Below are 22,243 nucleotides of genomic sequence, written 5' to 3'. Positions count from 1 at the left end.
CGCGTCAGCCCGTCTCGCAATAGCGGGCGTCGCCGCCGGGCAATTCGATGGGGACGCTGCGTTCCTTCACAAGCGTAAAGTAGTCTTCTTCCTGCGTCGGTCGCAGATAAATGGCGATGCGGGGATCCTTGAACGGGTTTGCGCCCGGCTTCAGGCAAGGGCGCGTGGTGACGCTGACCGACAGGCTTTTCTGGCCGGGCGTTTCCTTCAGGCTGAGCATGTGGGCACGAAACTCATCCATGCGCGGGGCATCCTTGGGGTCGACGCGCATCCGGTGAATAGAGAACCCTGCCTTGGCGCGCTGTGCCAGGAATTCTGTCGGGCTGCCGGGGACGGGCTGCAGGTGAAACAATTCCTCGCGCGTCTCATCTCCTTCTTCCTGCCAAACCGTCAGCACCAGCGTGGCGCCATCTTCTGGCAGACCGAAATCATCCGGCGCGCGAACGGCAACCTCGATCTGGTTGGCGTCCATCGATACAGGGTCCATCGCCGCCAGTCTGGGCAGGCTGGTAACCGGCACGCTCATACAGGCCGGGATCAGGCCAATAAGGCCCGTTATGAGCAAAACCCTTGCAGTGGAAACAAACATCGAGATACCTTTCCTCAAGAAGAAATTCACGTAAAACATGAATTATTGATTGGCAAGGATGAAATATGAGCCCTCGCAACTTGTTGCCTGATCGCACACGCATGGCCTGCAGGATCCTGAAATGGCTGTCTCTCGCTGTCGTCGCGATGATCGTGGTCACCTATTTCGCCGCAGACATTACCGCCGCCATGACGGATGCGATCTGGGCCGGACTTCAGCCGGAGGTGCGCGATGATGTGACCTACACCTCCGGCAAGAAGCTGATGTTGCAGTCCTTGTCCGCAGTCGGCTATTTCAGCCTGGCGCTGATCGCGCTGGGCGCCGCGCGCGTGTTCGGCGTGTTCCAGAAAGGCGTCGTTTTCGCACCCGCTGCAGTACGCGCTGTGCGGTTCCTGGGGATCATGGTGTTCGTTTTCGCTGCCATCCAGCTCGTCCTGCCGACACTGATGGTTCTGGCCATCACTCATGACAATGGCGAGGACAAACGCGCCCTGACCATTGCCATCAATTCCAAGGAGCTAATCCTGCTCATGATTGGGGCCATTATCATGGTGATCGGACAGGTTCTCACTCAGGCGACGGACATCGCCCAGGAAAACGAGCAATTCATCTGATGGCCATCATTGTCCGCCTCGATGTGATGCTCGCCCTGCGCAAGATGAAGTCCAAGGAGCTTGCTGCAGAGATTGGCATTTCAGAGCAGAACCTGTCGCAACTGCGACAGGGCCATGTGAAGGGAGTCCGGTTTGAAACCCTGGACAAGATCTGCGCCGTTCTGGACTGCAAACCGGGCGACATACTGGATCGGGAAGACGACTAAATCCGGCCAGCGCGTCCGCTTTTTGGGCAGCGGTGTGAAAACCTGATCAGGATCAAGGCATTGCCGCGCCGATTAACGTCTTGGAAATGACGGGCGCTTCGTTTCGGAGTATGATCATGGTCAATGGTCCCGAACGCGAAAGCCTTTCCCTGGGGGGCAGGGATACTGCTCCTGCTAGCGACGGCAACAACCGCCGCAGCAGGAGCAGTGATTTCGGGGGGAAGTTCAGACCCCTGGTACAACGCGCTCAACAAGCCCTTCCTGACGCCACCTGATATCGTTTTCGGACTGGTTTGGCCGGTCCTGTTCATCCTGATGGCAGCTGGCGCCTTGATCGTGCTGGATCGGGCGGGCTCGTTTGAACGCGCTGTCAGCCCACTTGGGCTGTACTATGCGATGCTTGTGTTCAATGCCGCCTGGAGCTTTGCATTCTTCGGCTTGAATGATCTGCCGCTGGCGCTCGGAATACTCGTGGCGCTCTGGCTGTTGATTGTCGCCATGATGCAGGATTTCTGGAGATTTGCGCCGCTCGCCGCGCTGCTGCAGATCCCGTATCTCATCTGGATCAGCTTTGCGGGCTATCTGAACGGCTTCATCCTGTTCGCGAACTGAGGTGCGCCAGCAATTCGCCCCGCGTCAGGGTGAAGTCAGAGGCGACCCAGTCCGCCTCCAGCGCCCGCAAGCACGCACCAATCTCGGGCCCTTTCAGGCCTGCCGCCAGCGCATCATCGCCGCCGATTGGAAACTCCGGCCGGGTCCAGCCAGCAGCAGCCCGGCGCACCGCCTGAAACGCCTCGCCCTGCGACAGCTGCGCAGCTTCGATCAAGGCGCGATCTTCCACCGCCTCTGGCCCATGCCGGTAGAACATCTGCCGAAGCGCCTGCGCATCTGCGCCGAGGACATGAGCCAGTGCCGGGTCCGCCCACGCGGTGAGCCGGTCCGCCTCTGCATTTGACAGCCTGAGATGGGTCGTCATCTGTCGCACATCACGCACGCGGCGGGGCGTCATCGCCATCAGCCGCTGCAACGGATCAGGCTCCAGCCTGGCCCCCTGCTCTACCGCGACGAGTGATGGCATTTCAGACGCTGTCGCGCCCGGCAATACAATGTCCAGAATGCCGGTCTCATCCATTGCGAGCAGGGCCTCTGACGGGCCCGGCGCTTCCATCAAACGCTTCAGCTCTTTCCAGATCCGTTCGGCCGCAATTCTCGTGAGGCCCTCTTTCTGGCGCTCACAGGCCGCGAGGCCGTCTGCATCCATCCCGGCCCCATACCAGGCATTGAAGCGGAAGAAGCGCAAGATGCGCAGATAGTCTTCACGCAGGCGCTGGTCGGCATCACCAATGAAGATCACGCGGCCCTTGATGGCGTCGGCAATCGAGCCCGGCACGACTTCATGAAGCTGGCCATCGGGGCTGGCATAGATCGCATTCAGCCGGAAGTCGCGGCGCTCGGCATCCTCGGCCCAGTCCTGTGTGAAGGCGACCACCGCACGGCGGCCATCGGTCTCGACATCCCGGCGCAGGCTGGTGATCTCGAAGGGGCGCCCGTGATGTATCGCGGTAATGGTGCCGTGTTCGATCCCCGTCGGGATGGCGCGAATCCCTGCTGCTTCCAGTGCAGCCTTTGTCGCGCCCGGTTCCAGCTGTGTGGCGATGTCGATGTCGTCAACTTTCGCGCCGCGCAGCTGATTGCGGACGCATCCACCCACAAAGCGAGAGCCGCCCGGTTTCGCCGCTTCCAGCGCCGCCATGACCGCGCGCGTGCCCGGCCAGTCCAGCCATTCCGCAGACAGGCGCTCAGTTTGCGTCATCATCCGGCCGCACAATATCCGGCGTCTCGGCGTCCGGATCCGGCGCGATAATGGTCGGCTCCTCGTCGGGGCGCGTCGCATCTTCGGTGTTCGGGGCCGTCGCGCGGATTTCCCCGGCATCATGGATCTCGGTTCCGGGACCGGTTGCCCCGCGCGCAGATCTCACGCCATCGCGCTCCAGCGGAATGCCGACATTCCGCACGTCGTGTTCGCAAGGGTAATCGCGCGCAGGAATCAGTTTGCCATTCTCCAGCCGTGCAGGCTCATGGCAGATGTCGCGCTCCTTGGGCTCCAGCAGGATCAGCACGAACCACGCAACCGTCGCCAAACCGATACCGCACAGGAACAGGATATTAATCGGCCATTTCCGCTTGCCCTCCTGCTGGGCATTGGACGTTGCCAGCAGATAGAGCCCGAACACGATGAACGGGATCGAAAAGATGAAAAGCTCAAAGACGATGCGTCCGGCCAATGTAGACTGCCCTCCGGTTTGTTTATTCTAGATAAGGCGTTGCCGGACCGAGCAAAACCCTAAATGCCGCACCGATCAATCATCATAGACGGTATGGTAGAGCTTGCGGATGATTCCTGCCGTCACGCCCCAGATGCGAAACCCGCCATGCGGCATCTCGTAGAACTGGCGTTCCTTGCCCCGATAAACCGCTCTGCCAACCTGATGATTGGCAATGTTCATCAGGAAATCGAGCGGTGTTTCAAACACGTCTGCCACTTCTGTCGGGTCTGGTGTCGGCTCGAAGTCGGATGGCAGCAGGCCCACAACCGGCGTGATACGAAAGCGCGTCCCGGTGACATAGGGCGCGCCGCGGCCGAGCACGTCCACATCTGACGGGCGCACACCCACCTCTTCCTCGGCTTCGCGCAGCGCCGCAGCGACCTCATCCACATCGATCGGATCGATCTTGCCGCCCGGAAAGGCCACCTGACCGGCATGCGTAGCCATTGTATCCGGACGCAGGGTCAGCAAGGCGGTCGGGCCGGATTTGCGCGGGATCACCCCGATCAGCACAGCCGCAGGCCGGATGAGGCCCAGATCCTCAGGCGTCAGGAACTCCATATCGCCATATTCGGTGAGCTGCGCTTCCCCGCGCGGCGGGTCCAGTCGGTCACTGACGCGCGTCAGGAAATCGTCGAGCCCGTTCCAGCTCATGCCGCGTCAGCCTGCTGATCCAAGTGGAAAGAAGCTGCCCTGACTCCACACGCCGAAGGTATCGCTGCCATCCGGCGCGGGCTCTGCCAGTTCGGCGAGTTCGTAGAAGACCGGTCGCGTGAGTTTGGCTTCAAGCTGTCCGCGCACGAGGACATAGGGCGAAGGCTCTCCGGTTTCCGGGTCGGTTTCAATCCGCAGCGGCGCATCCGGCCCTGCCAGGGTCACATCGCCCAGATTGGTCACGAAGGCCAGCGTCTGTTGCGGTCCGGGCTCCCCTGCCCGTTCGACCCGCACAGCGGTAAACGGCGCGTCTTCGACATGGACGATCACTTTTTCGTAGGGCGTGACGAGCCAGGTCTTGCCGTCCGGGTCCTTTCTCAGGATGCGGGAAAACAGCTTCACCAGCTTTTCGCGATTGATACGGCCGCCCTCATGCCACCAGCTGCCATCGGCGCGGATTTCCATGTCGATGTCTGCCGTGCGGTCCGGATTCCACAAATGGACGGGGGGCAGCTTGCCCTCTACCTTGCCATCGGGAAGGATCGCTTTAAGCGTCTCTTCGAGACTGATTGTGGTTGTGGCACTGGAATTCACATTTTGCTCCGCCATGATCCGGCCTTAGACATAGGTTTGTTTATTCAGGACGAAAAGCCGGAGGCGCCCTTTTGATGGCCGATACTGAACAGGTAAGTGATGCAATCGTGGCCGAAGCCGAAGCCGCCGCAGAGACGCTGGCGCAGGTAAAGGCCGAAATTGCGAAGGCAGTATTCGGGCAGGACCGCGTGGTGGAATTGTCGCTCGCCGCCGTTCTGGCCGGGGGGCATGCCCTGCTGATCGGCGCGCCGGGCCTGGCCAAGACACGCCTTGTGGAAGCGATGGGCACGGCGCTGGGCCTGGCCAATCAGCGCATCCAGTTCACGCCCGACTTGATGCCGTCAGACATCATCGGCTCTGAAGTGCTGGACGAGAGCCCGAGCGGGCAGCGCACGTTCCGCTTTCTCAAAGGGCCGATCTTCACCCAGCTGCTGATGGCCGACGAAATCAATCGCGCCAGCCCGCGCACCCAGTCTGCGCTTTTGCAGGCCATGCAGGAGCGTCATGTGACCGTCGCCGGTGTGCGCCATGATTTGCCGGCGCCCTTCCATGTGCTGGCGACGCAGAACCCGATTGAGCAGGAAGGCACCTATCCCCTGCCCGAAGCGCAGCTTGACCGGTTCCTGTTGAAGATTGATGTCCAATATCCGGATCTCGATACGGAGCGCCGCATCCTGATCGAAACCACAACGGGCGAGGACAATATCGTCCGCCCGGCACTCGATGCCGAGCGGTTGATCGCGCTGCAAAGCCTCGTTCGGCGGATGCCGGTAGGCGAGAAGATCGTGTCGACGATCCTGGCGCTGGTGCGGGATGCCCGACCGGAACAGACGAGCGACGAGCGCGTGAAGCGGCTTGTCGACTGGGGCCCATCCCCACGCGCGGGCCAGGCCCTGATGCTGGCAGCGCGGAGCCGCGCGCTGCTGCGCGGCCGTCTTGCACCCAGCATCGAGGATGTCGAGGCGCTGGCCGAACCCTGCCTCGGCCACCGTATGGCGATGCGCTATGACCCGACGGGCGAAGCGCCCAGCCTGACCGATCTGATCAATGACCTTGCCCGGAAGGTTGGCTAGCGCTCCCGGAATGACACCTGCCCGCGAACTTCAACACGTATCCAGCCTCGCCCTCATGGCTGCGTGCCTTATGGCCTGTTCGCAGCAAGCCCCATCGGCTGCATCTACAAATTTCGATTCCTGCCTGATCACACATATGGCAGCAATCGCGATGCTTCAGGATGCCGCCGATAAAGACAGCACAGAACTACGAAAAGCCGTGATAACCAGTCAGAACGAATTGTTGCGAGACGATACGATAGACAAAGACGAACTTGCTCAGCGCACATCCGTACTCATGCACGCCTATTCGGACGCGGCCAATGTCGCACTTGCTGAAGCCGAAGCCACCGGCACGCCGATGCAAACACTTTCTGCGAACGCTATTGCGTGCGGAAAAGCGGTAACCGCATGAATAGCTCCGCCGACCTTCGCTCAGAAGCCGAGAGCCTTGCCCGGCAATTGCCCGGCTTGAACTTCAAGGCCGAGGCAAGCGAGGCTGCGCATATCGGCTCGGCCGGGCGCAGGCGGCCGGGCACCGGCGAGCATTTCTGGCAATATCGCCGCTACGCACAGGAAGACGCCGCAGACCGGGTCGACTGGCGCCGCTCGGCCAAGGGCAATGAATTGTTCGTACGCGAAACAGAATTGGAAACCGCGCGCACGGTGCTGTTCTGGTGCGATGATGCGGCGGGCTTTCGCTGGAAGGGCGAAGGCGACCTGCGGACCAAGGCCGAGGAAGCACAGCTTCTGATGCTGGCACTGGGCATTCTGATGTCAAAGGATGGCGAGCGGATCGGCATGCTGGGCGCAGGCCGGTCTGCCAGTTTTGGCAAGAAGGCCGTTGCGCGACTTGCCGAAGATCTCGAGCGTGGCACGAATGGGCAATTCCCTTCTCCCCCACGCTCCGCCGCGACGCTGGTGCTGGCGTCAGACTTCTACGCTCCGCTTACGGAATGGCAGGCAAGGCTTGCGCCGCTGGCGGCCAAATGCCCGGAAGGCGTTCTGCTGGCCGTGTCCGCGCCGATCGAAGAGGACTTTCCCTTTGAGGGCCGCACGAAACTGAGCCGGCCGGGCACGGGCATCGACCGCATACTGGGCCGCGCCGAAACCATGCGAGACACCTATTTGCGCCGCTTCTCCGAACAGCGCGACGGACTGAGGAAAATGGCCACCCAATTCGGCTGGAGACTGGTGACGCATACTGTCGGGCAATCCTCGCTGGAGGGTGCCGCGCGCCTGAAAGCACAGATCGAAACCTTCGGAGCGAAATCATGACGGCGCTCGGCCCATTCCTGCTCGGTGCGCCCTGGGCGCTTGCCGCGCTCGCCGCGCTGCCGCTGATCTGGTGGATCCTGCGCGCGACGCCACCTGCCCCGCGCCATGCCGAATTGCCGTCGATGCAATTGCTGGACGGGATCGAACCGCAGGAAGAAACCCCCGCGCGCTCGCCTTGGTGGGTCTGGCTGATCCGCACACTGGCAGTCGCCGCTGCGATCCTTGGACTATCGCAGCCTGTCTATGCACCGGGCGCACAGACGGAAACGGCAGAGGGCACCGGAAGCCTTCTCATTGTCGTGGACAATGGCTGGTCTTCTGCGCCGCGTTGGCCGGACCTGATCAATGCCGCAACCGCCACGCTGGACAGCGGAAACCGCGACGCGCCGGTTCACCTGTTGCTGACCGCGCCGCAGCAATTCAATCCCGACCCGGCCGAACGTATTTCTCGCGCGGACATGGCCAAACGCCTCGCTTCCCTGCGTCCGCAGGCCTGGGCACCAGACCGCGCTGATGCATTGGCACGACTGCGCGATTCCACCTTTACGCCCGACCGCATCTTCTGGGCCAGCGATGGTCTGGAAGGACGCAACGGACAGCGCTTCGCGCAGGAGCTCTCCAGCATTGCGCCGCTGACCGTCTACGCTGCTGCGCCGACTGGGCCCGTCGTGATTTCCAGCATCCGGTCCCAGACAGATTCGGTCTCTGTTACAGCGAGGCGCGCAGACGCCCGCGGCGTAACAACGGGCTATGTTTCTGCCCTGACCATTGACGGCTCGGCCCTTGCCACCGCTCCCCTGGACTTTGCCGATGAGCAGAGCGAAGCCGTCGCAGAGTTCACGATCCCTGCTGCGGCGCTGGCGCGGGTGGCCCGGTTCAATGTCACCGGGCAACAGGGCGCGGGCACGGTCTGGCTCTGGGATTCGGCGGACCGCTCCCGCAGGGTTGGTCTGGTCGATGCGGGCGCGTCTGCGCAACCGCTGCTGTCCGACATGCATTATATCCGCAAGGCGCTGGAGCCCTTCGCGACCATATCCGAAGGCAGCATCGAAAACCTCGTCGCCGCCTCCCCCGATGCGATCATCATGAGTGATGTCGGCCAGATTCTGCCGCAGGATGCCGAACTGCTGAATACATGGGTGGAAGACGGCGGCGCACTGATCCGCTTTGCCGGTCCGCGGCTCGCCGCGCAGGGAGATGACCTCTTGCCAGTAGCGCTGCGCAGGTCATCGCGCGCGCTCGGCGGCGCGCTCGCCTGGGACGAGCCCCAGGCCATGGCGTCTTTTCCTGAAGCCTCTCCCTTTGCCGGCCTTTCCGTGCCGGACGATGTGCGCATCAAACAACAGGTTCTCGCCCGTCCGGGACCGGAACTTGCATCCAAGACCTGGGCGCGACTCGCAGATGGCTCGCCGCTTGTCACCGCCGACACGCGCGGCAATGGCACGCTGATCCTGTTTCACACCACCGCTGGGCCGGACTGGGCAGACCTTGCCTATTCCGGCACCTTCTCGCAGATGCTGCGCCGGTCCATTGCCGCTGGGCGCGGCGAAGCGGTGGGCGACGCGGAAGGCGCGTACACGCCATACCTGACCCTGGACGGGTATGGCCGCTTGTCCGCTGCCGGACCGAATGCTGCGCCATTAAAAGCCGTCGATTTTGCGGAGACGGTATTGTCGGAATCCCACCCGCCCGGTCTTTATCGGGGGCCTGCCGGAACCCGCGCACTGAATGCTGGCGCAGGGCAGCGCCCAAGACTGATTGCCGAATGGCCGCTATCGGCGCGCCTGCTCGGCGATGCAGAGGCGCGCTCGCTGCGACTGGCCGGACCGCTGCTGACTCTGGCGGCATTATTGCTGGCACTTGACCTGTTCATCGCCCTGTTCGTTGCTGGACGACTCCGCCGGTTCGGACGGAGCGCCGCGACCGCCTGCATCCTGATCGGAGGAGCGATGGTCGCCCTGCCCGGCCCGGACGCCGTGGCCCAGCCCTACCAGTACGAGCTGCTGCCCGATGGAACATATCGCCGTGTTGATACGAGTCCGGACGTCATTCGTCTGCCGTCTACAGGCAATTCAACGCAGAAGGAAATCGACGCGGCGCTGGAAATGCGGCTGGCCTTTGTCGAGACCCCTGATGGTAACCTGAACCGTCGAACCGAAGCCGGGCTGTCCGGTCTGACCAGCATATTGCGGATGCGTACCTCGGTTGAGCCCGCCGACCCACATGGTGTGAATCTGGAAACGGATTCGCTTGAACTCTACCCGCTGATCTACTTCAACGTACCGGAGTCCATGCCCCCCCTGTCAGAAACAGCAATTGCAAATCTCAACACCTATCTCCGCTCCGGGGGCGCTCTAGTGATCGACACCCGCGCGGGCGGGACCATCGGTTCACAGACCGATGTCAGCAGACTTGAAACCTTGCTCGAAGGCCTTGATGCGCCGCCCCTGCAAACAGTGGGCGAGAATCATGTCCTGACTCGCAGCTTCTACTTGCTGAACGACTTTCCCGGCCGGTATGCCCAGCGCAGCCTCTGGATCGAGCAGGCCGGTGACGCAAGCGCTCCGCGCGGCGACGGCGTTTCACGGCTGATCATCGGAGATGCTGACTGGGCATCCGCATGGGCGGTCGATGCGCAGGGGCGCGATCTTTACTCCGTAGACGGCGGCGCAGAGCAAAGGGAAATGTCCCGCCGCTTTGGCGTGAACCTCGTCATGTATGTCCTGACCGGCAGCTACAAGGATGATCAGGTTCACATACCCGCCTTGCTGGAACGGCTGGGGGATGGTGAAGAACCTGATGACGAGCCCGTTGAATTACCCAGCCGCATTCTGGATGGGGGCCCGTGATGATTGATGCGACCCGTCTCGGCTTCGAGCCCTTCCTTGGCTGGCCAATCCTATGGGCGATTGTTGCCATCGCGGCGCTCGCCTGGATTGCCTATGCCATCTTGCGAGGCCGCGCATGGCTGACCCGCGGACTGGCCCTGACCCTGGTGGCCGCGGCCCTCTCGAACCCGTCGCTGGTAAAAGAGGAAAGAGAACCCCTTCCCTCAGTTGCCGCGGTGATCCTCGACCGGTCCGAAAGCATGGAATTTGGCGCGCGCGAGACAGCAGCCACCGCAGCCTATGCGGCGCTGACCGCTGAACTTGAGGCGGACCTGAGCCTCGAAGTACGCTTGATGGAAAGTGATCCAGGCGCCGATGGCACCAATCTCTACGGCGCGCTGGAAGGTCTCATGGCCGATGTTCCGCGTGATCGCATTGCCGGGGCCATCCTGATCACGGATGGTCAGATTCATGATTTGCCGGATCCGGACTCGGATGAACGGCATATCGGCCCATTGCATGGCCTGATCGTAGGCGATCCAAACCGGGGCGACCGGCGCGTGTCCATTGTGGATGCTCCGGATTTCGGCATTGTCGGCGAAATGGCAGAACTGGTTATCCGCGTCGACGATCCCGGCATGCCGGAGGGACGCCCGGTCCAGATCGAGCTGTCCATCAATGGCGGAACCCCGCGCCGGATGGATGTGACGCCGGGCGAAGACACGACCGTGCCGATGGAAATCGAGCGGCGCGGCGAAAACGTCATTGTCGTGGAAACCCCGCCGGGACGCGAAGAATTGACGCTTGCGAACAATCGCACGGCAGCGACACTTTCTGGCGTCCGCGACCGGTTGCGAGTTCTCCTGGTGACCGGCAAGCCGAACCAGGCCGGGCGCGTGTGGCGTGACCTGCTCAAATCCGACCCGTCGGTAGATCTCGTCCACTTCACGATTCTCCGCCCGCCCTACAAGCTGGATTATACGCCGACGGAAGAGCTTGCCCTGATCGCATTCCCGACAGAGGAATTGTTCGAAGACAAGCTGGAAGAGTTCGACCTCATTATCTTCGACCAATATGAGCGGCGCGGCGTGATCACCCAGTCCTACCTCGCAAACATGGCCAGATACGTGACGGATGGTGGCGCGCTGCTGATTGCGGCGGGCGAGCCATTTGCCGGGCCGGGAAGTCTTGCCCGATCGCCGCTCGCCTCTGTGCTTCCGGCCACGCCGACAGGGGATATCTATACCGGCGAATACACGCCGGAACTGACCGAACCGGGCAAGCGGCATGCGGTGACGATGCCTCTGGATGACCGCGAATGGGGCGGCTGGATGCGCTATATCGATGCCGAGGCGCAGGCCGGAGATGTGCTGATGAACGGACCGCGCGGAAAGCCGGTGCTAATCGTTGACCGCGTGGGCGATGGCCGGGTCGGTATGCTGATGACGGACCAGATCTGGCTGTGGGCGCGCGGGCATGATGGGGGCGGTCCGTTTGCCGAACTGATCCGGCGCATCGTGCACTGGATGATGAAAGAGCCCGAACTGGAAGAGCGCAAGCTGAGCCTCGTTGCGGAGGGCGATACAGCGCGCGTGGAGCTGCGCACCTTACTGGATACCGCGCCGCCGCTTCTGGTCGAGACGCCGGAGGGCAGTTTCCTTGAGCCGCAATGGCGTCAGCAGGCACCGGGGCAATTCGTGGCCGAGGCGCCGATTGACCAGCTGGGGCTTTACCGCGCCGAGGCGGGCGGGTTGGAAGCTGTCGCGCTGAACGGACCGGCGAACCCGAAGGAATATGCCGATCTTCAGTCCACGACCGAAGTGCTGGCGCCGATGGCGGATGCAACCGGCGGCGGCGTGTTTCGCCTGAACGAGAGCGGCACGAATCTGCCGGACATTCGCCGAACCGGCGCGCGGGGAAATTCGGCGGGCGGCAACTGGCTTGGCCTGAGAGAACGCGGCGCTTACGCCGTTCGGTCTTCCAGCAGCCAGCCGCTGCTTCCGGGGCTGATCGCGGCGGCGTTCCTGATCGGCCTGTTGCTGCTGGCCTGGCGGCGTGAGGGCCGGTAGGGATACAGATAAAATCGTACAGGAACAATGGGAGCGCCAAGATGGCCGAGCTGACGCTGGAACAGAAGATCGAGGAATTATGGGCGCGCGAGGCGATTCGCGATTGCCTGTTTCGCTATGCGCGCGGCATTGACCGGGCCGATGAGGCGATGCTCCGCTCTGCCTATTGGCCCGATGGCACGGACCATCATGGGCCGTATCAGGGCAGCGCATCCGGCTTTGTTGACTGGGCGATGAAGACCCTTCCCTATATCGAGCGCGGCATTCACCAGATCCACAATATCCTGATCGAATTCCGCGAGGGCGGCGCAGCGGTGGAGAGCTATTTCTCTGCCTTCCAGCGCCAGCCGGGCGCGGACCGGCAGATGCAACAATGGGATATGAAGGGCCGCTATCTCGACTGGTTCGTGAAGCGCGACGGCGAATGGCGCATCCTGAACCGGCTGGTCGTGTTCGACTGGACCGAGGAAATGCCGCTGCCGCCGGGCAGCGAGGCCGAGCGCTTCGGCCCGCGCACGCCAATTGGCGCGAGCCATCCGGAAGATGCGGTCTATTCCTTCTTTGAGGGGAAGTAGGGTCGCTGGTTTCCTGATCGCTTCATCCTTCGACTTCGCTCAGGATGAGTCGGTGAATAAGGAAAACATCGCCTCAAGAGATTAGCTCATCCTGAGCGAAGTCGAAGGAGAGCGAAGTCGAAGGAGAGCGGAGCCCGCCGCCTGCGCGAGCGACCGGAGACGCGGATAGCGCCCCGGCAATCAGACGAAATTCTACGGAAAGCTCAGGACGAGTCCGGCCAGTCGGCCAGCGCGCGGGTCAGCAGGCTCGGCAAGGCGGTGGAGACGCTGCCCAGCTCTGCGCCGAGGCGGAAATCCTCCGGACTGGGCGGGCAGATCGGGCGCGGCTGCCGCCTTGCCTTCAGCCCGGCCAGATGCCGCGCGAGCCGTTTGGCGGCGCGGTCGGGATGTTTCAGCACACGGTGCAGCGCCACGATCTGTGCAATCAGCGGCGCGGCAAGCACCGGGCCGGAGGGCTGGACCGACGCGCTGGCCGACCCAGCAAACACCTGGTGCCAGTCTATCAGGCCGGACACCGCCCGCCCGGTGAGGCGCAGGCGAAAGGCGGGCGGCTGAAGGCCCACGAAACTGTCGGTCACGTCTTCCACGCCATCCGGCAAGCTATCCGGCTGCGCGGCGGGGGCGCCCTGCCCGCGCGCAGCGAGCGCGGTCGGCGCAATTTCCAGCGCGCTGGCCATCAAGGTGATCAGCCGCCGGACAATGGTTTCAATGGCTTTCAGGCGGCTGCGCACCCTGGCGCGCAGGCATTTGGTGACGTGTTTCGGCTCCAGATGCAGCCCGGCCTCTGCCCGCACCCCCAGCAACGCCGTCCGCGCCGCCGCCAGCCCCTGCTCCACAAATGCCTGCATCCCGTTCATGCGAGAAAGTCTAGGGGCGGACTTTATCAGACGGATTGGGAAAGTGAAAACTATCAAGCGGTATGCTATTTTCCTTGAACGTTCATTGGCTGGCGCCCGACATTGCTATTACTTCCGTCGAAGCTTTCGCCGCCGAGACCTCTCTCCAGGCTGCTTAAAAATTTGGGCGTCCAGCTCACACTCTTTCGCATGGTACTTGTCACCCACTTTGTATCGGGTTCCCCTTGGTCCGTGATCATAAACTACCCCGCGATAACTGGGACCAAACATAGCCGACCATTCCGCTTTGAACTTCTCCATCGATTTCCATTCCCGATCATTTCTTCGGGAGTCCTTGTATCCTCTCTGCCATGGACGATGACCATACTCACTGAATGCCTCGCTTGTACCATCGTTGTATCCAATTATGATTTCACCCCCGGCATTAATGTGTCGGGGGTCTGGCATCAGCAGATAACCATCCCCAAGCTTTCTCCAGTTTGTCGAACGGAGATGGTGTTCTGGGTACAACCACTCTTCTTTGGACGAAGCGATAAAGCGTCTCGCGCGCCTTTTAGTGATATAGTTTATCTCCATTACCTCTTCTTCGCTTAAGTATCGCTCGTGCTGAATTCCCATAAAATGAAACATAGACGGTCGAATCATGTCTGGGTTGGGACGCACTTTTAGAGGATTTTGGTAAGGATCCCGCACCCAAGACAAGTTTGTTAAGATCAGAATCTTCTCTAGTGACAATGGAAAATACGTATGCGTCGATACGTATCGAATGTCGGGATCGTTGTCGCCGATGCAATATTTCGAGTTCGGAAAGCATTCTCGACTATAGGCAACAACTGGGTGATCGGAAATTATAAACTTCACTGAAGATTTGGATGCATCGGCTATCTGCCAAACACACTCTGTCCACGTAGCACAAAATAGGTTCTGCCACTTCTGCAAATAATAGAGTGTGGTATTGTGCTCAGCGACATTGAAGACGTTTCGCAGCCACGCCAACCCTTTTGGGGTACGCAACTTTTGCACACTCATATAGCGTAGAATATTGTGGAACGCCTTTTCACTTTTCCCTCCAAACTCGAAGTTCGCGAAATGGTGGACGGCCTTTGGCGCTAACGTATCCAACTGGCCAAAGAAGAACTTTTCGATGTCTCTGTTTTCTATTTCGCCAAGTCTAGTTGTGTACAAATCGTCTTGAGCAAAGCACTGGGACGGAGCCCATCTCAACAGAGAACGGCGTTTATAAGCGTGACCATTATTTACGATCGTTTCCGGGTCTAGGTCCAAGTAGTAGAACTTGTCTTTCCCAACTTCCAAAAACCGCTTTTGGTACCACTCCGGTACATAGTGATTGTGCTTGTAACTATTACTCATGCAACTTATAAGGGAACAGTCGCTCTCAATTTCAAGAATTTCCTCTTGGGATTAGCTATTCCCCTAAAACCCCCGAAACACTGCTGCTTCGTCTACGGATTTTCGTTTTGAGACAACGGCGTTTGCGGGGAAGGTGTCGTCGGGCCAGCCCATGGCGACGCAGGTCTGGATCACCTGATCATCCGGGATGCCGGCCTCTTCGCGCACGACGGGGCTTTGCATGATGCCCTGCGAATTGATCACGCAGCCGAGCCCGCGCGACCAGGCCGTGTTGACGATGCAATTGACCACGCCGCCGCAATCAAAGGGCGGGATGTCTCCGCCCGCCAGCGCCTTGTCATAGGTGATGACAATGGAGACCGGCGCGTCGAACTGGCGGAAGCCGCGCAGCACCCAGTCCATGCGCTTTTCCTTGTCATCGCGCTCAATGCCCATCGCCTGGAATAACTGGACGGCGATCTCTACCTGACGATCCCGGTGCACCCCGGCATAGGGCGGGCCCATGCGAAACTCGCGGCTGTCTGGCACGCCGGCAACGTTGCGCTCAACATTGCCCTTGCGGATACGGTCCAGCACTTCGCCCGCGACGACGTAGAAGTTCCAGGGCTGGGAATTCATCGAGGTGGGCGCGCGCATGGCGATTTCGAGGATTTCGCGGATCAGCGCCTTCGGCACCGGCTTGTCGAGATATCCGCGAATGCTGCGCCGCGTCTTGATGACCTCATCGAATTCCATGGCCGGTGGCCCTCCCTGCTCAGTTCCTGGTGGCTATTACCTTTATGGCCGGACGCTAGCCCCCCTGCCCTTGCGTCAGAGAAGCCCGCGATGCGGCGCATCAGATCACGCCGCCGTGACGAGGCCGGCGAGCTGGCTGGCGTCTCCGGCGAGGTCTTTCACCATGACACGGGCCTGGTCCTGCGGGCCGGGGAAGAGAAGCTGGTTCTTCGGGGTGACGGTGAAGCCGATCTCGCCGAAATAGGCCGGCGCGCCGATCAGCACGGCAGCTGGCCAGCCTGCGGCCTTGCCCGCCTCCAGCGCTTCGCCCGTGACGGTCAGGCCAAGGCGGCTGCCCCGGTGGGAGGGGCCGACGGCGACCGGGCCATAGAACAGGGCGCGGTCAGCGTTTGGGCCAATCTTCAGGGGCCAGACACGGCAAACAGCGATCACCTTGCCGTCCAGCACGGCGACGCGGTTGATCTCTGGCAGAGAGCGGGAATATTCCCGCAGCCGCTCGGCCGTCTTGGCAAAATGGCCCGAGCCAAAGGTGCGCGCGAAGAGGTCTTCGATCGCATCGGCGTGGAGTTCGGGCGTTTCGGGCACAATCTGAAGCATGGCGAGCGCGTCTAGGGCGCATTGCCGCCGAGTTCAAGCGACAGTTTCTTCATGTGCCCGATTGGGCGCAGCTAGTATTTTACCGAACAGCCATAGGGCTTGGAGCTGGCCACTTCGACCGGCTCGCCCGCGGCAACGCTCTGCATGGCGGCAGAGACGTAATTGGTGGAGGTTTCGATGTCCGAGACGCGGGCCGATGGCGTGTCGTCAATCGCGCCCTGATAGGCAATCTCGCCCTCGGCAGTGATAACGAACATGTGCGGCGTGGTCTTGGCCTTGTAGAGACGGCCAATGTCGCCGCTCTCGTCAATGATGACATGGGCAGGCGTCGCGCCGCGGCCCTCATTCATGTCGAGCAGTTCGGCGCCCGTGCGGTGGCCCTGCTTGCCGGGGGCGGAGGAGACGATGGACAGCCAGACAACGTCGCTTTCAGACGCATCGGTCTGCAGGCCCTGCATGTTGGCCGGTGGCACGGCATAATGCTTCTTCACAAAGGGGCAGCCATCATTGGTCCATTCAAGCACCACGGTCTGACCGGCGAAATCGGACAGGGACACCGTCTCGCCCGTGGCGGTCACGCCGGTGAAGTCTGGCGCGAGCGTGGTGGCATCGTCCGGCGCGGCCTGCGCGGTGGAGGCGATCAGGGCCCCTGCGGTCAGAGCCACGGCGGCGGCCATGCCAGCGGCAAGCGAGAAATTGCGACGGCTCATCATGATGGGAATCCTCCATTGGGGTGGGTTGGAGGGATCATGATCACTCCGCGGTCACAAGTCCAATCACAAGCTTTTGAGACAGGATCTCCGGCAGGATTTCAGGCTCCGTCGCGCCGGCCGGATACCAGAGATACATCGGCACGCCCGCGCGCTGGCGGCGCTTCAGCTCCTCGGCGATAACCGGGTCCTTGCGGGTGAAATCCGCCACGAGGAAGGCCACGTCATTGGCGGCGAAGGCCTCCTGCACCGGCTTTGATTTCAGCGTGGTTGCCTTGTTCAGCTGGCAAGTGGCGCACCAGGTGGCGGTGAAGTCCACGAAGATCGGCCGGCCCTCTGCGGTGAGTTCTGCGATGCGCTCCGGACTCCAGTCCTCGGTCTCATACTTCTCGGCATATTGCGCGTTGCCCTGCCCCGCTGCGGTAGAGGAGTTCGCGGTCAGCGCCGGATAGACCATGCCGCCGACCACGGCGAGGGCCGCGAGGGATTTCGCAACCGCCCCGCCGCCGCGCTTTGTAAGCCATATTCCGAATGCGATCAATGTACCGCCCGCCACGGTCCAGGCCACGGCTGCCGGGCCGGACACCGCGCCGAGGGTCCAGAGCAGCGCTGCCGCCGTCAGGAACATCGGGAAGGCGAAGAATTGTTTCAGCGTCTCCATCCAGCGGCCAGGCTTTGGCAACAGGCGCGACAGGCCCGGCACGAAGCTGAGCACCAGGTATGGTAGCGCCAGGCCGAAGCCCATTGCCAGAAAGACGACCATCACCGACAGCGCCGGCCGGTCCAGCACTGCACCCAGCGCTGCGCCGAGGAACGGCCCGATGCAGGGCGCACCAACAATGGCCGCCAGAACGCCGGTAAAGAATGCACCCATGGAGCCGCTGCGCGAGGCCAGGCTGTTGCCCGTATTCTGAATGGACGTGCCGAGCTCGAACATTCCGAGCAACCAGAGCCCGATCACGAACATGATCAGGGTCAGGACGGCCACGGTCGGGCCGTTCTGCAGCTGGAAGCCCAGATTGGCCGTACCGGTTGCCTCCCGGATGGCGATGATCGCCGCAGCGAGTGCTGCGAACGACAGCAACACGCCTGCTGTGTACCAGAGGCCATGACTGCGCACTTCACTCTGATGGCCCGAAGAGACGGCATGGACCATGCCCATCGCCTTGATCGACAGGACCGGCAACACACACGGCATCAGATTGAGGATCAGTCCACCGATCACTGCCGCAAGGGCCAGACCAATCAGGCTTTTTCCGCCACCTGAATATGCAGGCCGCGCGGCAATTCCGGCCGTATTCTCGAACACCTCCCCCTGCTCCGCAAAAATCGTGTAGCCGGTGCGCTCGCCGTCCTTGGTCTCTACCACGATGATGCCATCAAGCGTTCCATCGAGACTGGCATCCGCTGGCGTCAGGCTGAGCGTTGCGCCGTCTCTGCCAAAGCTGAGCGGTTGGTCGGCGGGGTGGCTGATTTCATGCGCAAACGGATAGAAGCGGATGTCGGCATTCTCTTCAAATCCACCATCCGTTTTCAGGCTGAGTTTCCACGGCGCGCTCGCGGTGTGGATGCGGGCCTCCCCGTCGAAGTCACGCGGAGCCTTGGCCACCCATTCGCCAATCAGGGTGCCATGTTCGACATGCGGATCACTGCCGCCCACTGGCAGAGTGAGACTGACTTCTGCCGTCTCCGGAATACAGATTTCCTCGCAAATCAGATAATCGGCCAGAAGGTTGAGCTGGACGCTGCCCTCGGCGTCGGCCGGAACGGTCAGGGGAAATGGCAGGACCAGGCGGTCATCATAGCCATAATCCATGATCTCCCCCTCCACCACTGGAAGCAGGTGTGGAATGGGCCAGACAAAGTCGCCAAGATGTTCATCTGAAATCGAGCTGCCATCCAGCACGTCGACGAGCGGCGGCAGGCCGGCATCGCCCGCATTGCGCCAATAGACGTGCCAGCCCTCATCAAGATCCATTTTCAACGCGACATAGAGCGTATCGCCCGGCTCGACGCTTTCCCGCTCTGCGATCAGTTCGACCAGGGCGCGGCCACCATCCACAGCCTGCGCATTGGCGCTTGGCACATACGCCATGAACAGGGCGACAAAAGACAGGAAGAACGCTCGAAGCATGCGGAAACCTTGAGGCAAGTTGATTACAAGCTCGCCCATATGCCCGCTATTTGCCGTGGGATGAAGGGCCTCGCCGAATCGTGATGACATGGTGAGCTGTGAAGCGCCCACAAAAAAGGCGGCTCCGCCAGAGCGGAACCGCCTTTCGAATTGCATGCCTGACAGGTCTTAGTTGACCGGTGCAGCAGCCGGCTGAGCCTGAGCAGCAGACTGGATGCGGACAGCGCGCTGGATCACGTTCTGCCAGTTCATCAGCGAGATCAGGTGCGCGTAGATCGCACCGAGCGCACCATTGTCACGCAGCTCGATGAATTTCTCGGCTGGCAGCGCGTTGAGTTTTTCCTCGGAAACTGCCCAGTAATCGGCGATTTTCTGTTGAGCGCCCATTTCGTTGCCCTGCGCGTCGCGCGGCTGGAAGGAAACGGTCTTCTGCTCGAACAGGTCAAGATCACCCAGGATCTTGCCGAATTCCGCGGTGGCCTGACGCTGGCGCTCGAATTCCTTACAGAATTCAATCGCGTCATTCGTGAACTTGCTTGGCTGGCCATTTTCGAAGAACGGCACTTCCGGCTGGTTGGTCACCATCGGCGCGGAGCGGTCGACACACAAGATCAGGCGGTCAGAGCCTTCATCAGCCGCGAACACGAACGGGTAACGGCGCACGAATGCCGGAACGTAATGGTCGTCAGCAACGAAGCCCTTGTCATCAACGAACAAATTCTGGCCCTGACGAATACCCATCACAGCGACAGGAGTACGGTCATCGCCGACAAAGATCAGTGGAAAGAAGCTGGCGGCACGGCCAAATTCCGATACGGTGACAGGAACAGCGTGGGATTCCCGCAAGAAGGCGAAAGGCTGTTCGATTTGTTTGACGCCCAGGCCCGCATGCGCTTCAGCAGACAGCGGCTGAGGCTGCTTGTAGAACATGACATTACCGGTGAGGCTTGGCTGACCGCCGACTGGCGGGTTTGCAGGTGTTGTGTTCACGTTGGAGACTCCCGAAATTGTTGACGGATCGTTACCGGAAATAGGCTTGTGTCACAACACCCGAATCAGGGCGAACTACAGTCAGAAAAAGGTCATGTTTCTCGAATGTTTTTCCCATCTGCACTGACGATCCGGACTGTTGCACGCACTGCACTTGGTGGCGTTGCAATCGCTGCCTTCCTGACGGCGTGCGCGCCTGCCGTCGACGATTCCGGCACGCCGCGCAGGATCGCCCGCGAAGTGGATGAGTTGCTCACGTCCATCGCCCGCAACGAGTTGGCTGATGATCCTGAACTGGCGACACGACTCGGCCTCACCGAATCCTCGACCGGATACCGCTTCAATGCCTATCTCACGGATCGTTCTCAGGCGGCCTATGAGCGGATGCGGGTCAAGCGGCTGGAAACGCTGGAGGCCCTGCTCGCCGCCCCCCGACCGGCCGAGGGCGGCACCCAATCTCGACACCTGATCACCGTAACCCAGGCCTACCGCACGGCAGAGTCGCTGTTCGTATCGGGGCACGGCCAGACGGGGCTGGGCCAGGCCTTTCCCTATGTCGCAGACCATATGCGCGGTGCCTATATCGATGTGCCAGACTTGCTGACCGGGGCACACCCATTCAACACGGCCCAGGATGCCCGCGACTACGTCACTCGCCTGTCCCAATTGCCCGGCGCATTGCAGGATGAACGCCGCCGCCTGCAGGCAGACGCCCGGGCCGGAATCGTGCCGCCCGTTTTCGTGCTGGACCGGATGCAGACCCTTGCAGAAACGATTGGGGCCGGCCCCGCCGAGACACATTTGCTTGTCACCACGTTCAACAATCTGGTGGCCGGGCCGGACGATCTGAGCCTTGAGGACGAAACGGAACTGGCGCAGCAGGTTGAAACGCTGATGCGGGAGGACGTGCTGCCCGCTTATGCGGAGTTTGCCGAAGCGCTTGAAACGCTGAAGGCAGACGCGCCGGAGGAGCCCGGCATCTGGCGATTGCCAGACGGCGACGCCTATTATGATACCGCGCTTGCCGCCTACACGGATGAAGGCATCACGCCTGAAGCATTGCACGCTCAAGGGCTGCTTGAAGTAGAGCGGTTGACGGACGAACTGATGGCGGCGCTTGAGGCGCAGGAGTTGGTCGAGGGCACATTAGCAGAACGGCTGGAATTGCTGGCCCAACAGGAAGGTCAGCTCTACGAAGACACGCCGGAAGGCCGCGAGGCGCTGCTCACAAGGATGCGGGATCATATGCGCAGGGCCGAAACAATCATGGCGGATGTCATGCCCGCCATGCCGGGAACGGGCGTGACCATTCGCGCGGTGCCGGAATTTCTCGAAGCGTCCGCGCCGTCTGCCTATTACAGCGCGGCTCCAGCGAATGGCTCTGCGCCCGCGCAATTTGAGATCAACCTGTCCAACATCAGCGACTGGCCAGACTTCATGCTGCCCACGCTGGTCTTCCATGAAACCATTCCGGGGCATCATCTGGAAAGTGCGCTGACGGCGGAATCCGCCAACCTGCCCCTGATCCGACAGATGGTATGGAATGTGGCCTATGGCGAAGGCTGGGCCGTCTACGGAGAAATTCTGTCTCAGGATATGGGCCTGTATGCAGACGATCCGCTTGGACGGATTGGCTTCCTGCAAGCCATGTTGTTTCGCGCGGCCCGACTGGTGGCAGATACCGGAATGCACCGCTATCACTGGTCACGCGAGGATGCGATTGTCTATCTGGCCGAGACAACCGGACAGTCCCGGGAAGCGATGGCACACGAGGTCGACCGTTATGCTGTTTGGCCCGGCCAGGCCGCAGCCTATTGGGTCGGCGCGAAACGGATGCTGGACTTGCGCACCCGGTCACAGATGGTGCTGGGTGATGATTTCAGCCTGCGCGAATTCCACGATGTGGTGCTGAGCGGCGGCCCACGCCCGCTTGCCCTGCTCGAAGATGATGTCGAACGCTGGTACATCGCAAAACTGAACGCCGACCAATAGACCCGTTGCCTCAAAGTATCCGGGCTTTGCCTTATTGACGCCATGACCGGCTTACCATTCTGTCATCAGCA

General features: G+C 61.4%; 22 protein-coding genes. 10 read left to right on the top strand and 12 right to left on the bottom strand.

The genetic code is table 11. The features are described from left to right. Window positions 1-4: 4 nt before the first annotated feature. Entirely contained in the window at window positions 5-589 is a 585-nt protein-coding gene (locus HF931_RS07005; protein WP_273242693.1) for a hypothetical protein, read from the bottom strand. 65 nt (window positions 590-654) lie between these two features. On the opposite strand from HF931_RS07005, the gene HF931_RS07000 reads away from it, so the two are divergent. The 3 genes from HF931_RS07000 to HF931_RS06990 all read left to right on the top strand — a co-directional run bounded on the left by HF931_RS07000 (window position 655) and on the right by HF931_RS06990 (window position 2,021). Beyond that, entirely contained in the window at window positions 655-1,203 is a 549-nt protein-coding gene (locus HF931_RS07000) for a DUF2975 domain-containing protein (RefSeq protein ID WP_273242691.1), read from the top strand. Further along, window positions 1,203-1,409 (top strand): helix-turn-helix domain-containing protein, encoded by a 207-nt coding sequence (locus HF931_RS06995; protein ID WP_035547254.1) that lies wholly within the window; start codon window positions 1,203-1,205, stop codon window positions 1,407-1,409. The genes HF931_RS07000 and HF931_RS06995 overlap by 1 nt, the downstream gene beginning before the upstream one ends. 207 nt (window positions 1,410-1,616) lie before the next feature. Further along, window positions 1,617-2,021, top strand: a complete 405-nt coding sequence (locus HF931_RS06990) for a TspO/MBR family protein (RefSeq protein ID WP_273242689.1) — start codon at window positions 1,617-1,619, stop codon at window positions 2,019-2,021. Here HF931_RS06990 and HF931_RS06985 read toward each other — a convergent pair. The 4 genes from HF931_RS06985 to HF931_RS06970 all read right to left on the bottom strand — a co-directional run bounded on the left by HF931_RS06985 (window position 2,002) and on the right by HF931_RS06970 (window position 4,999). Continuing rightward, window positions 2,002-3,225 (bottom strand): CCA tRNA nucleotidyltransferase, encoded by a 1,224-nt coding sequence (locus HF931_RS06985; RefSeq protein ID WP_273242687.1) that lies wholly within the window; start codon window positions 3,223-3,225, stop codon window positions 2,002-2,004. The two genes, HF931_RS06990 and HF931_RS06985, sit on opposite strands and share 20 nt — an antisense overlap. Beyond that, window positions 3,209-3,694 carry a DUF6111 family protein gene (locus HF931_RS06980; RefSeq protein WP_035547259.1) on the bottom strand — a complete coding sequence of 162 codons (486 nt, stop codon included), beginning with the start codon at window positions 3,692-3,694 and terminating at the stop codon, window positions 3,209-3,211. The genes HF931_RS06985 and HF931_RS06980 overlap by 17 nt, the downstream gene beginning before the upstream one ends. 75 nt (window positions 3,695-3,769) lie before the next feature. Further along, window positions 3,770-4,390, bottom strand: coding sequence for a CoA pyrophosphatase (locus HF931_RS06975; protein WP_273242685.1), 621 nt, complete (start codon window positions 4,388-4,390; stop codon window positions 3,770-3,772). Between the two features lie 6 nt (window positions 4,391-4,396). Next, complete coding sequence (locus tag HF931_RS06970) at window positions 4,397-4,999, bottom strand: DUF1285 domain-containing protein (RefSeq protein WP_273242683.1); 603 nt, start codon at window positions 4,997-4,999, stop codon at window positions 4,397-4,399. 59 nt (window positions 5,000-5,058) lie between these two features. On the opposite strand from HF931_RS06970, the gene HF931_RS06965 reads away from it, so the two are divergent. The 6 genes from HF931_RS06965 to HF931_RS06940 are packed head-to-tail and all read left to right on the top strand — an operon-like array spanning window position 5,059 to window position 12,786. Next, on the top strand, window positions 5,059-6,057 hold the full coding sequence (locus HF931_RS06965) for an AAA family ATPase (protein ID WP_273242682.1): 999 nt from the start codon (window positions 5,059-5,061) through the stop codon (window positions 6,055-6,057). Window positions 6,058-6,067: 10 nt separating this feature from the next. Continuing rightward, window positions 6,068-6,451 (top strand): hypothetical protein, encoded by a 384-nt coding sequence (locus HF931_RS06960; RefSeq protein ID WP_273242680.1) that lies wholly within the window; start codon window positions 6,068-6,070, stop codon window positions 6,449-6,451. Beyond that, a complete protein-coding gene (locus tag HF931_RS06955; protein WP_273242678.1) occupies window positions 6,448-7,314 on the top strand; it encodes a DUF58 domain-containing protein in 867 nt (288 codons plus the stop codon). The genes HF931_RS06960 and HF931_RS06955 overlap by 4 nt, the downstream gene beginning before the upstream one ends. Continuing rightward, window positions 7,311-10,163, top strand: coding sequence for a DUF4159 domain-containing protein (locus HF931_RS06950; protein ID WP_273242676.1), 2,853 nt, complete (start codon window positions 7,311-7,313; stop codon window positions 10,161-10,163). Before HF931_RS06955 ends, HF931_RS06950 begins: the two co-directional genes overlap by 4 nt. Beyond that, complete coding sequence (locus tag HF931_RS06945; protein WP_273242674.1) at window positions 10,163-12,211, top strand: hypothetical protein; 2,049 nt, start codon at window positions 10,163-10,165, stop codon at window positions 12,209-12,211. The genes HF931_RS06950 and HF931_RS06945 overlap by 1 nt, the downstream gene beginning before the upstream one ends. Window positions 12,212-12,252: 41 nt before the next feature. After that, window positions 12,253-12,786, top strand: coding sequence for a nuclear transport factor 2 family protein (locus HF931_RS06940; protein WP_035547277.1), 534 nt, complete (start codon window positions 12,253-12,255; stop codon window positions 12,784-12,786). Between the two features lie 203 nt (window positions 12,787-12,989). Here HF931_RS06940 and HF931_RS06935 read toward each other — a convergent pair whose 3' ends face one another. The 7 genes from HF931_RS06935 to HF931_RS06905 all read right to left on the bottom strand — a co-directional run bounded on the left by HF931_RS06935 (window position 12,990) and on the right by HF931_RS06905 (window position 20,180). Beyond that, entirely contained in the window at window positions 12,990-13,700 is a 711-nt protein-coding gene (locus tag HF931_RS06935) for a hypothetical protein (RefSeq protein ID WP_273242672.1), read from the bottom strand. 51 nt (window positions 13,701-13,751) lie between these two features. Beyond that, complete coding sequence (locus HF931_RS06930; protein ID WP_273242670.1) at window positions 13,752-15,014, bottom strand: DUF4238 domain-containing protein; 1,263 nt, start codon at window positions 15,012-15,014, stop codon at window positions 13,752-13,754. 63 nt (window positions 15,015-15,077) lie between these two features. Beyond that, window positions 15,078-15,749 (bottom strand): nitroreductase, encoded by a 672-nt coding sequence (locus HF931_RS06925; protein WP_273242668.1) that lies wholly within the window; start codon window positions 15,747-15,749, stop codon window positions 15,078-15,080. Window positions 15,750-15,854: 105 nt separating this feature from the next. Beyond that, on the bottom strand, window positions 15,855-16,346 hold the full coding sequence (locus tag HF931_RS06920) for a GNAT family N-acetyltransferase (RefSeq protein ID WP_273242667.1): 492 nt from the start codon (window positions 16,344-16,346) through the stop codon (window positions 15,855-15,857). A 71-nt stretch (window positions 16,347-16,417) separates the two neighbouring features. Continuing rightward, window positions 16,418-17,059, bottom strand: a complete 642-nt coding sequence (locus HF931_RS06915) for a redoxin family protein (RefSeq protein ID WP_241764114.1) — start codon at window positions 17,057-17,059, stop codon at window positions 16,418-16,420. 40 nt (window positions 17,060-17,099) lie between these two features. After that, entirely contained in the window at window positions 17,100-19,280 is a 2,181-nt protein-coding gene (locus HF931_RS06910; protein ID WP_273242665.1) for a protein-disulfide reductase DsbD family protein, read from the bottom strand. Between the two features lie 78 nt (window positions 19,281-19,358). Continuing rightward, window positions 19,359-20,180, bottom strand: coding sequence for a SapC family protein (locus HF931_RS06905; RefSeq protein ID WP_273242663.1), 822 nt, complete (start codon window positions 20,178-20,180; stop codon window positions 19,359-19,361). A 105-nt stretch (window positions 20,181-20,285) separates the two neighbouring features. Between HF931_RS06905 and HF931_RS06900 the strand changes: the two genes are divergently transcribed. Beyond that, window positions 20,286-22,172, top strand: a complete 1,887-nt coding sequence (locus HF931_RS06900; RefSeq protein WP_273242661.1) for a DUF885 domain-containing protein — start codon at window positions 20,286-20,288, stop codon at window positions 22,170-22,172. Window positions 22,173-22,243: the final 71 nt, after the last annotated feature.

Source organism: Hyphomonas atlantica corrig. (assembly GCF_017795365.1).
GTDB lineage: Bacteria > Pseudomonadota > Alphaproteobacteria > Caulobacterales > Hyphomonadaceae > Hyphomonas > Hyphomonas atlantica.
The sequence above is the reverse complement of the archived record's forward strand: the minus strand, read 5'-3'. Positions and strand labels throughout refer to the sequence as shown.

Bases quoted from the DNA above. Each gene is read 5' to 3' on its own strand.
- HF931_RS06930 (WP_273242670.1), bottom strand. From the start codon at position 15,014: ATGAGTAATAGTTACAAGCACAATCACTATGTACCGGAGTGGTACCAA.
- HF931_RS06920 (WP_273242667.1), bottom strand. From the start codon at position 16,346: ATGCTTCAGATTGTGCCCGAAACGCCCGAACTCCACGCCGATGCGATC.
- HF931_RS06940 (WP_035547277.1), top strand. From the start codon at position 12,253: ATGGCCGAGCTGACGCTGGAACAGAAGATCGAGGAATTATGGGCGCGC.
- HF931_RS06945 (WP_273242674.1), top strand. From the start codon at position 10,163: ATGATTGATGCGACCCGTCTCGGCTTCGAGCCCTTCCTTGGCTGGCCA.
- HF931_RS06925 (WP_273242668.1), bottom strand. From the start codon at position 15,749: ATGGAATTCGATGAGGTCATCAAGACGCGGCGCAGCATTCGCGGATAT.
- HF931_RS06915 (WP_241764114.1), bottom strand. From the start codon at position 17,059: ATGATGAGCCGTCGCAATTTCTCGCTTGCCGCTGGCATGGCCGCCGCC.
- HF931_RS06955 (WP_273242678.1), top strand. From the start codon at position 6,448: ATGAATAGCTCCGCCGACCTTCGCTCAGAAGCCGAGAGCCTTGCCCGG.
- HF931_RS06975 (WP_273242685.1), bottom strand. From the start codon at position 4,390: ATGAGCTGGAACGGGCTCGACGATTTCCTGACGCGCGTCAGTGACCGA.
- HF931_RS06950 (WP_273242676.1), top strand. From the start codon at position 7,311: ATGACGGCGCTCGGCCCATTCCTGCTCGGTGCGCCCTGGGCGCTTGCC.
- HF931_RS07000 (WP_273242691.1), top strand. From the start codon at position 655: ATGAGCCCTCGCAACTTGTTGCCTGATCGCACACGCATGGCCTGCAGG.
- HF931_RS06965 (WP_273242682.1), top strand. From the start codon at position 5,059: ATGGCCGATACTGAACAGGTAAGTGATGCAATCGTGGCCGAAGCCGAA.
- HF931_RS06960 (WP_273242680.1), top strand. From the start codon at position 6,068: ATGACACCTGCCCGCGAACTTCAACACGTATCCAGCCTCGCCCTCATG.
- HF931_RS06995 (WP_035547254.1), top strand. From the start codon at position 1,203: ATGGCCATCATTGTCCGCCTCGATGTGATGCTCGCCCTGCGCAAGATG.
- HF931_RS06910 (WP_273242665.1), bottom strand. From the start codon at position 19,280: ATGTCATCACGATTCGGCGAGGCCCTTCATCCCACGGCAAATAGCGGG.
- HF931_RS06900 (WP_273242661.1), top strand. From the start codon at position 20,286: ATGTTTTTCCCATCTGCACTGACGATCCGGACTGTTGCACGCACTGCA.
- HF931_RS06970 (WP_273242683.1), bottom strand. From the start codon at position 4,999: ATGGCGGAGCAAAATGTGAATTCCAGTGCCACAACCACAATCAGTCTC.
- HF931_RS06985 (WP_273242687.1), bottom strand. From the start codon at position 3,225: ATGATGACGCAAACTGAGCGCCTGTCTGCGGAATGGCTGGACTGGCCG.
- HF931_RS07005 (WP_273242693.1), bottom strand. From the start codon at position 589: ATGTTTGTTTCCACTGCAAGGGTTTTGCTCATAACGGGCCTTATTGGC.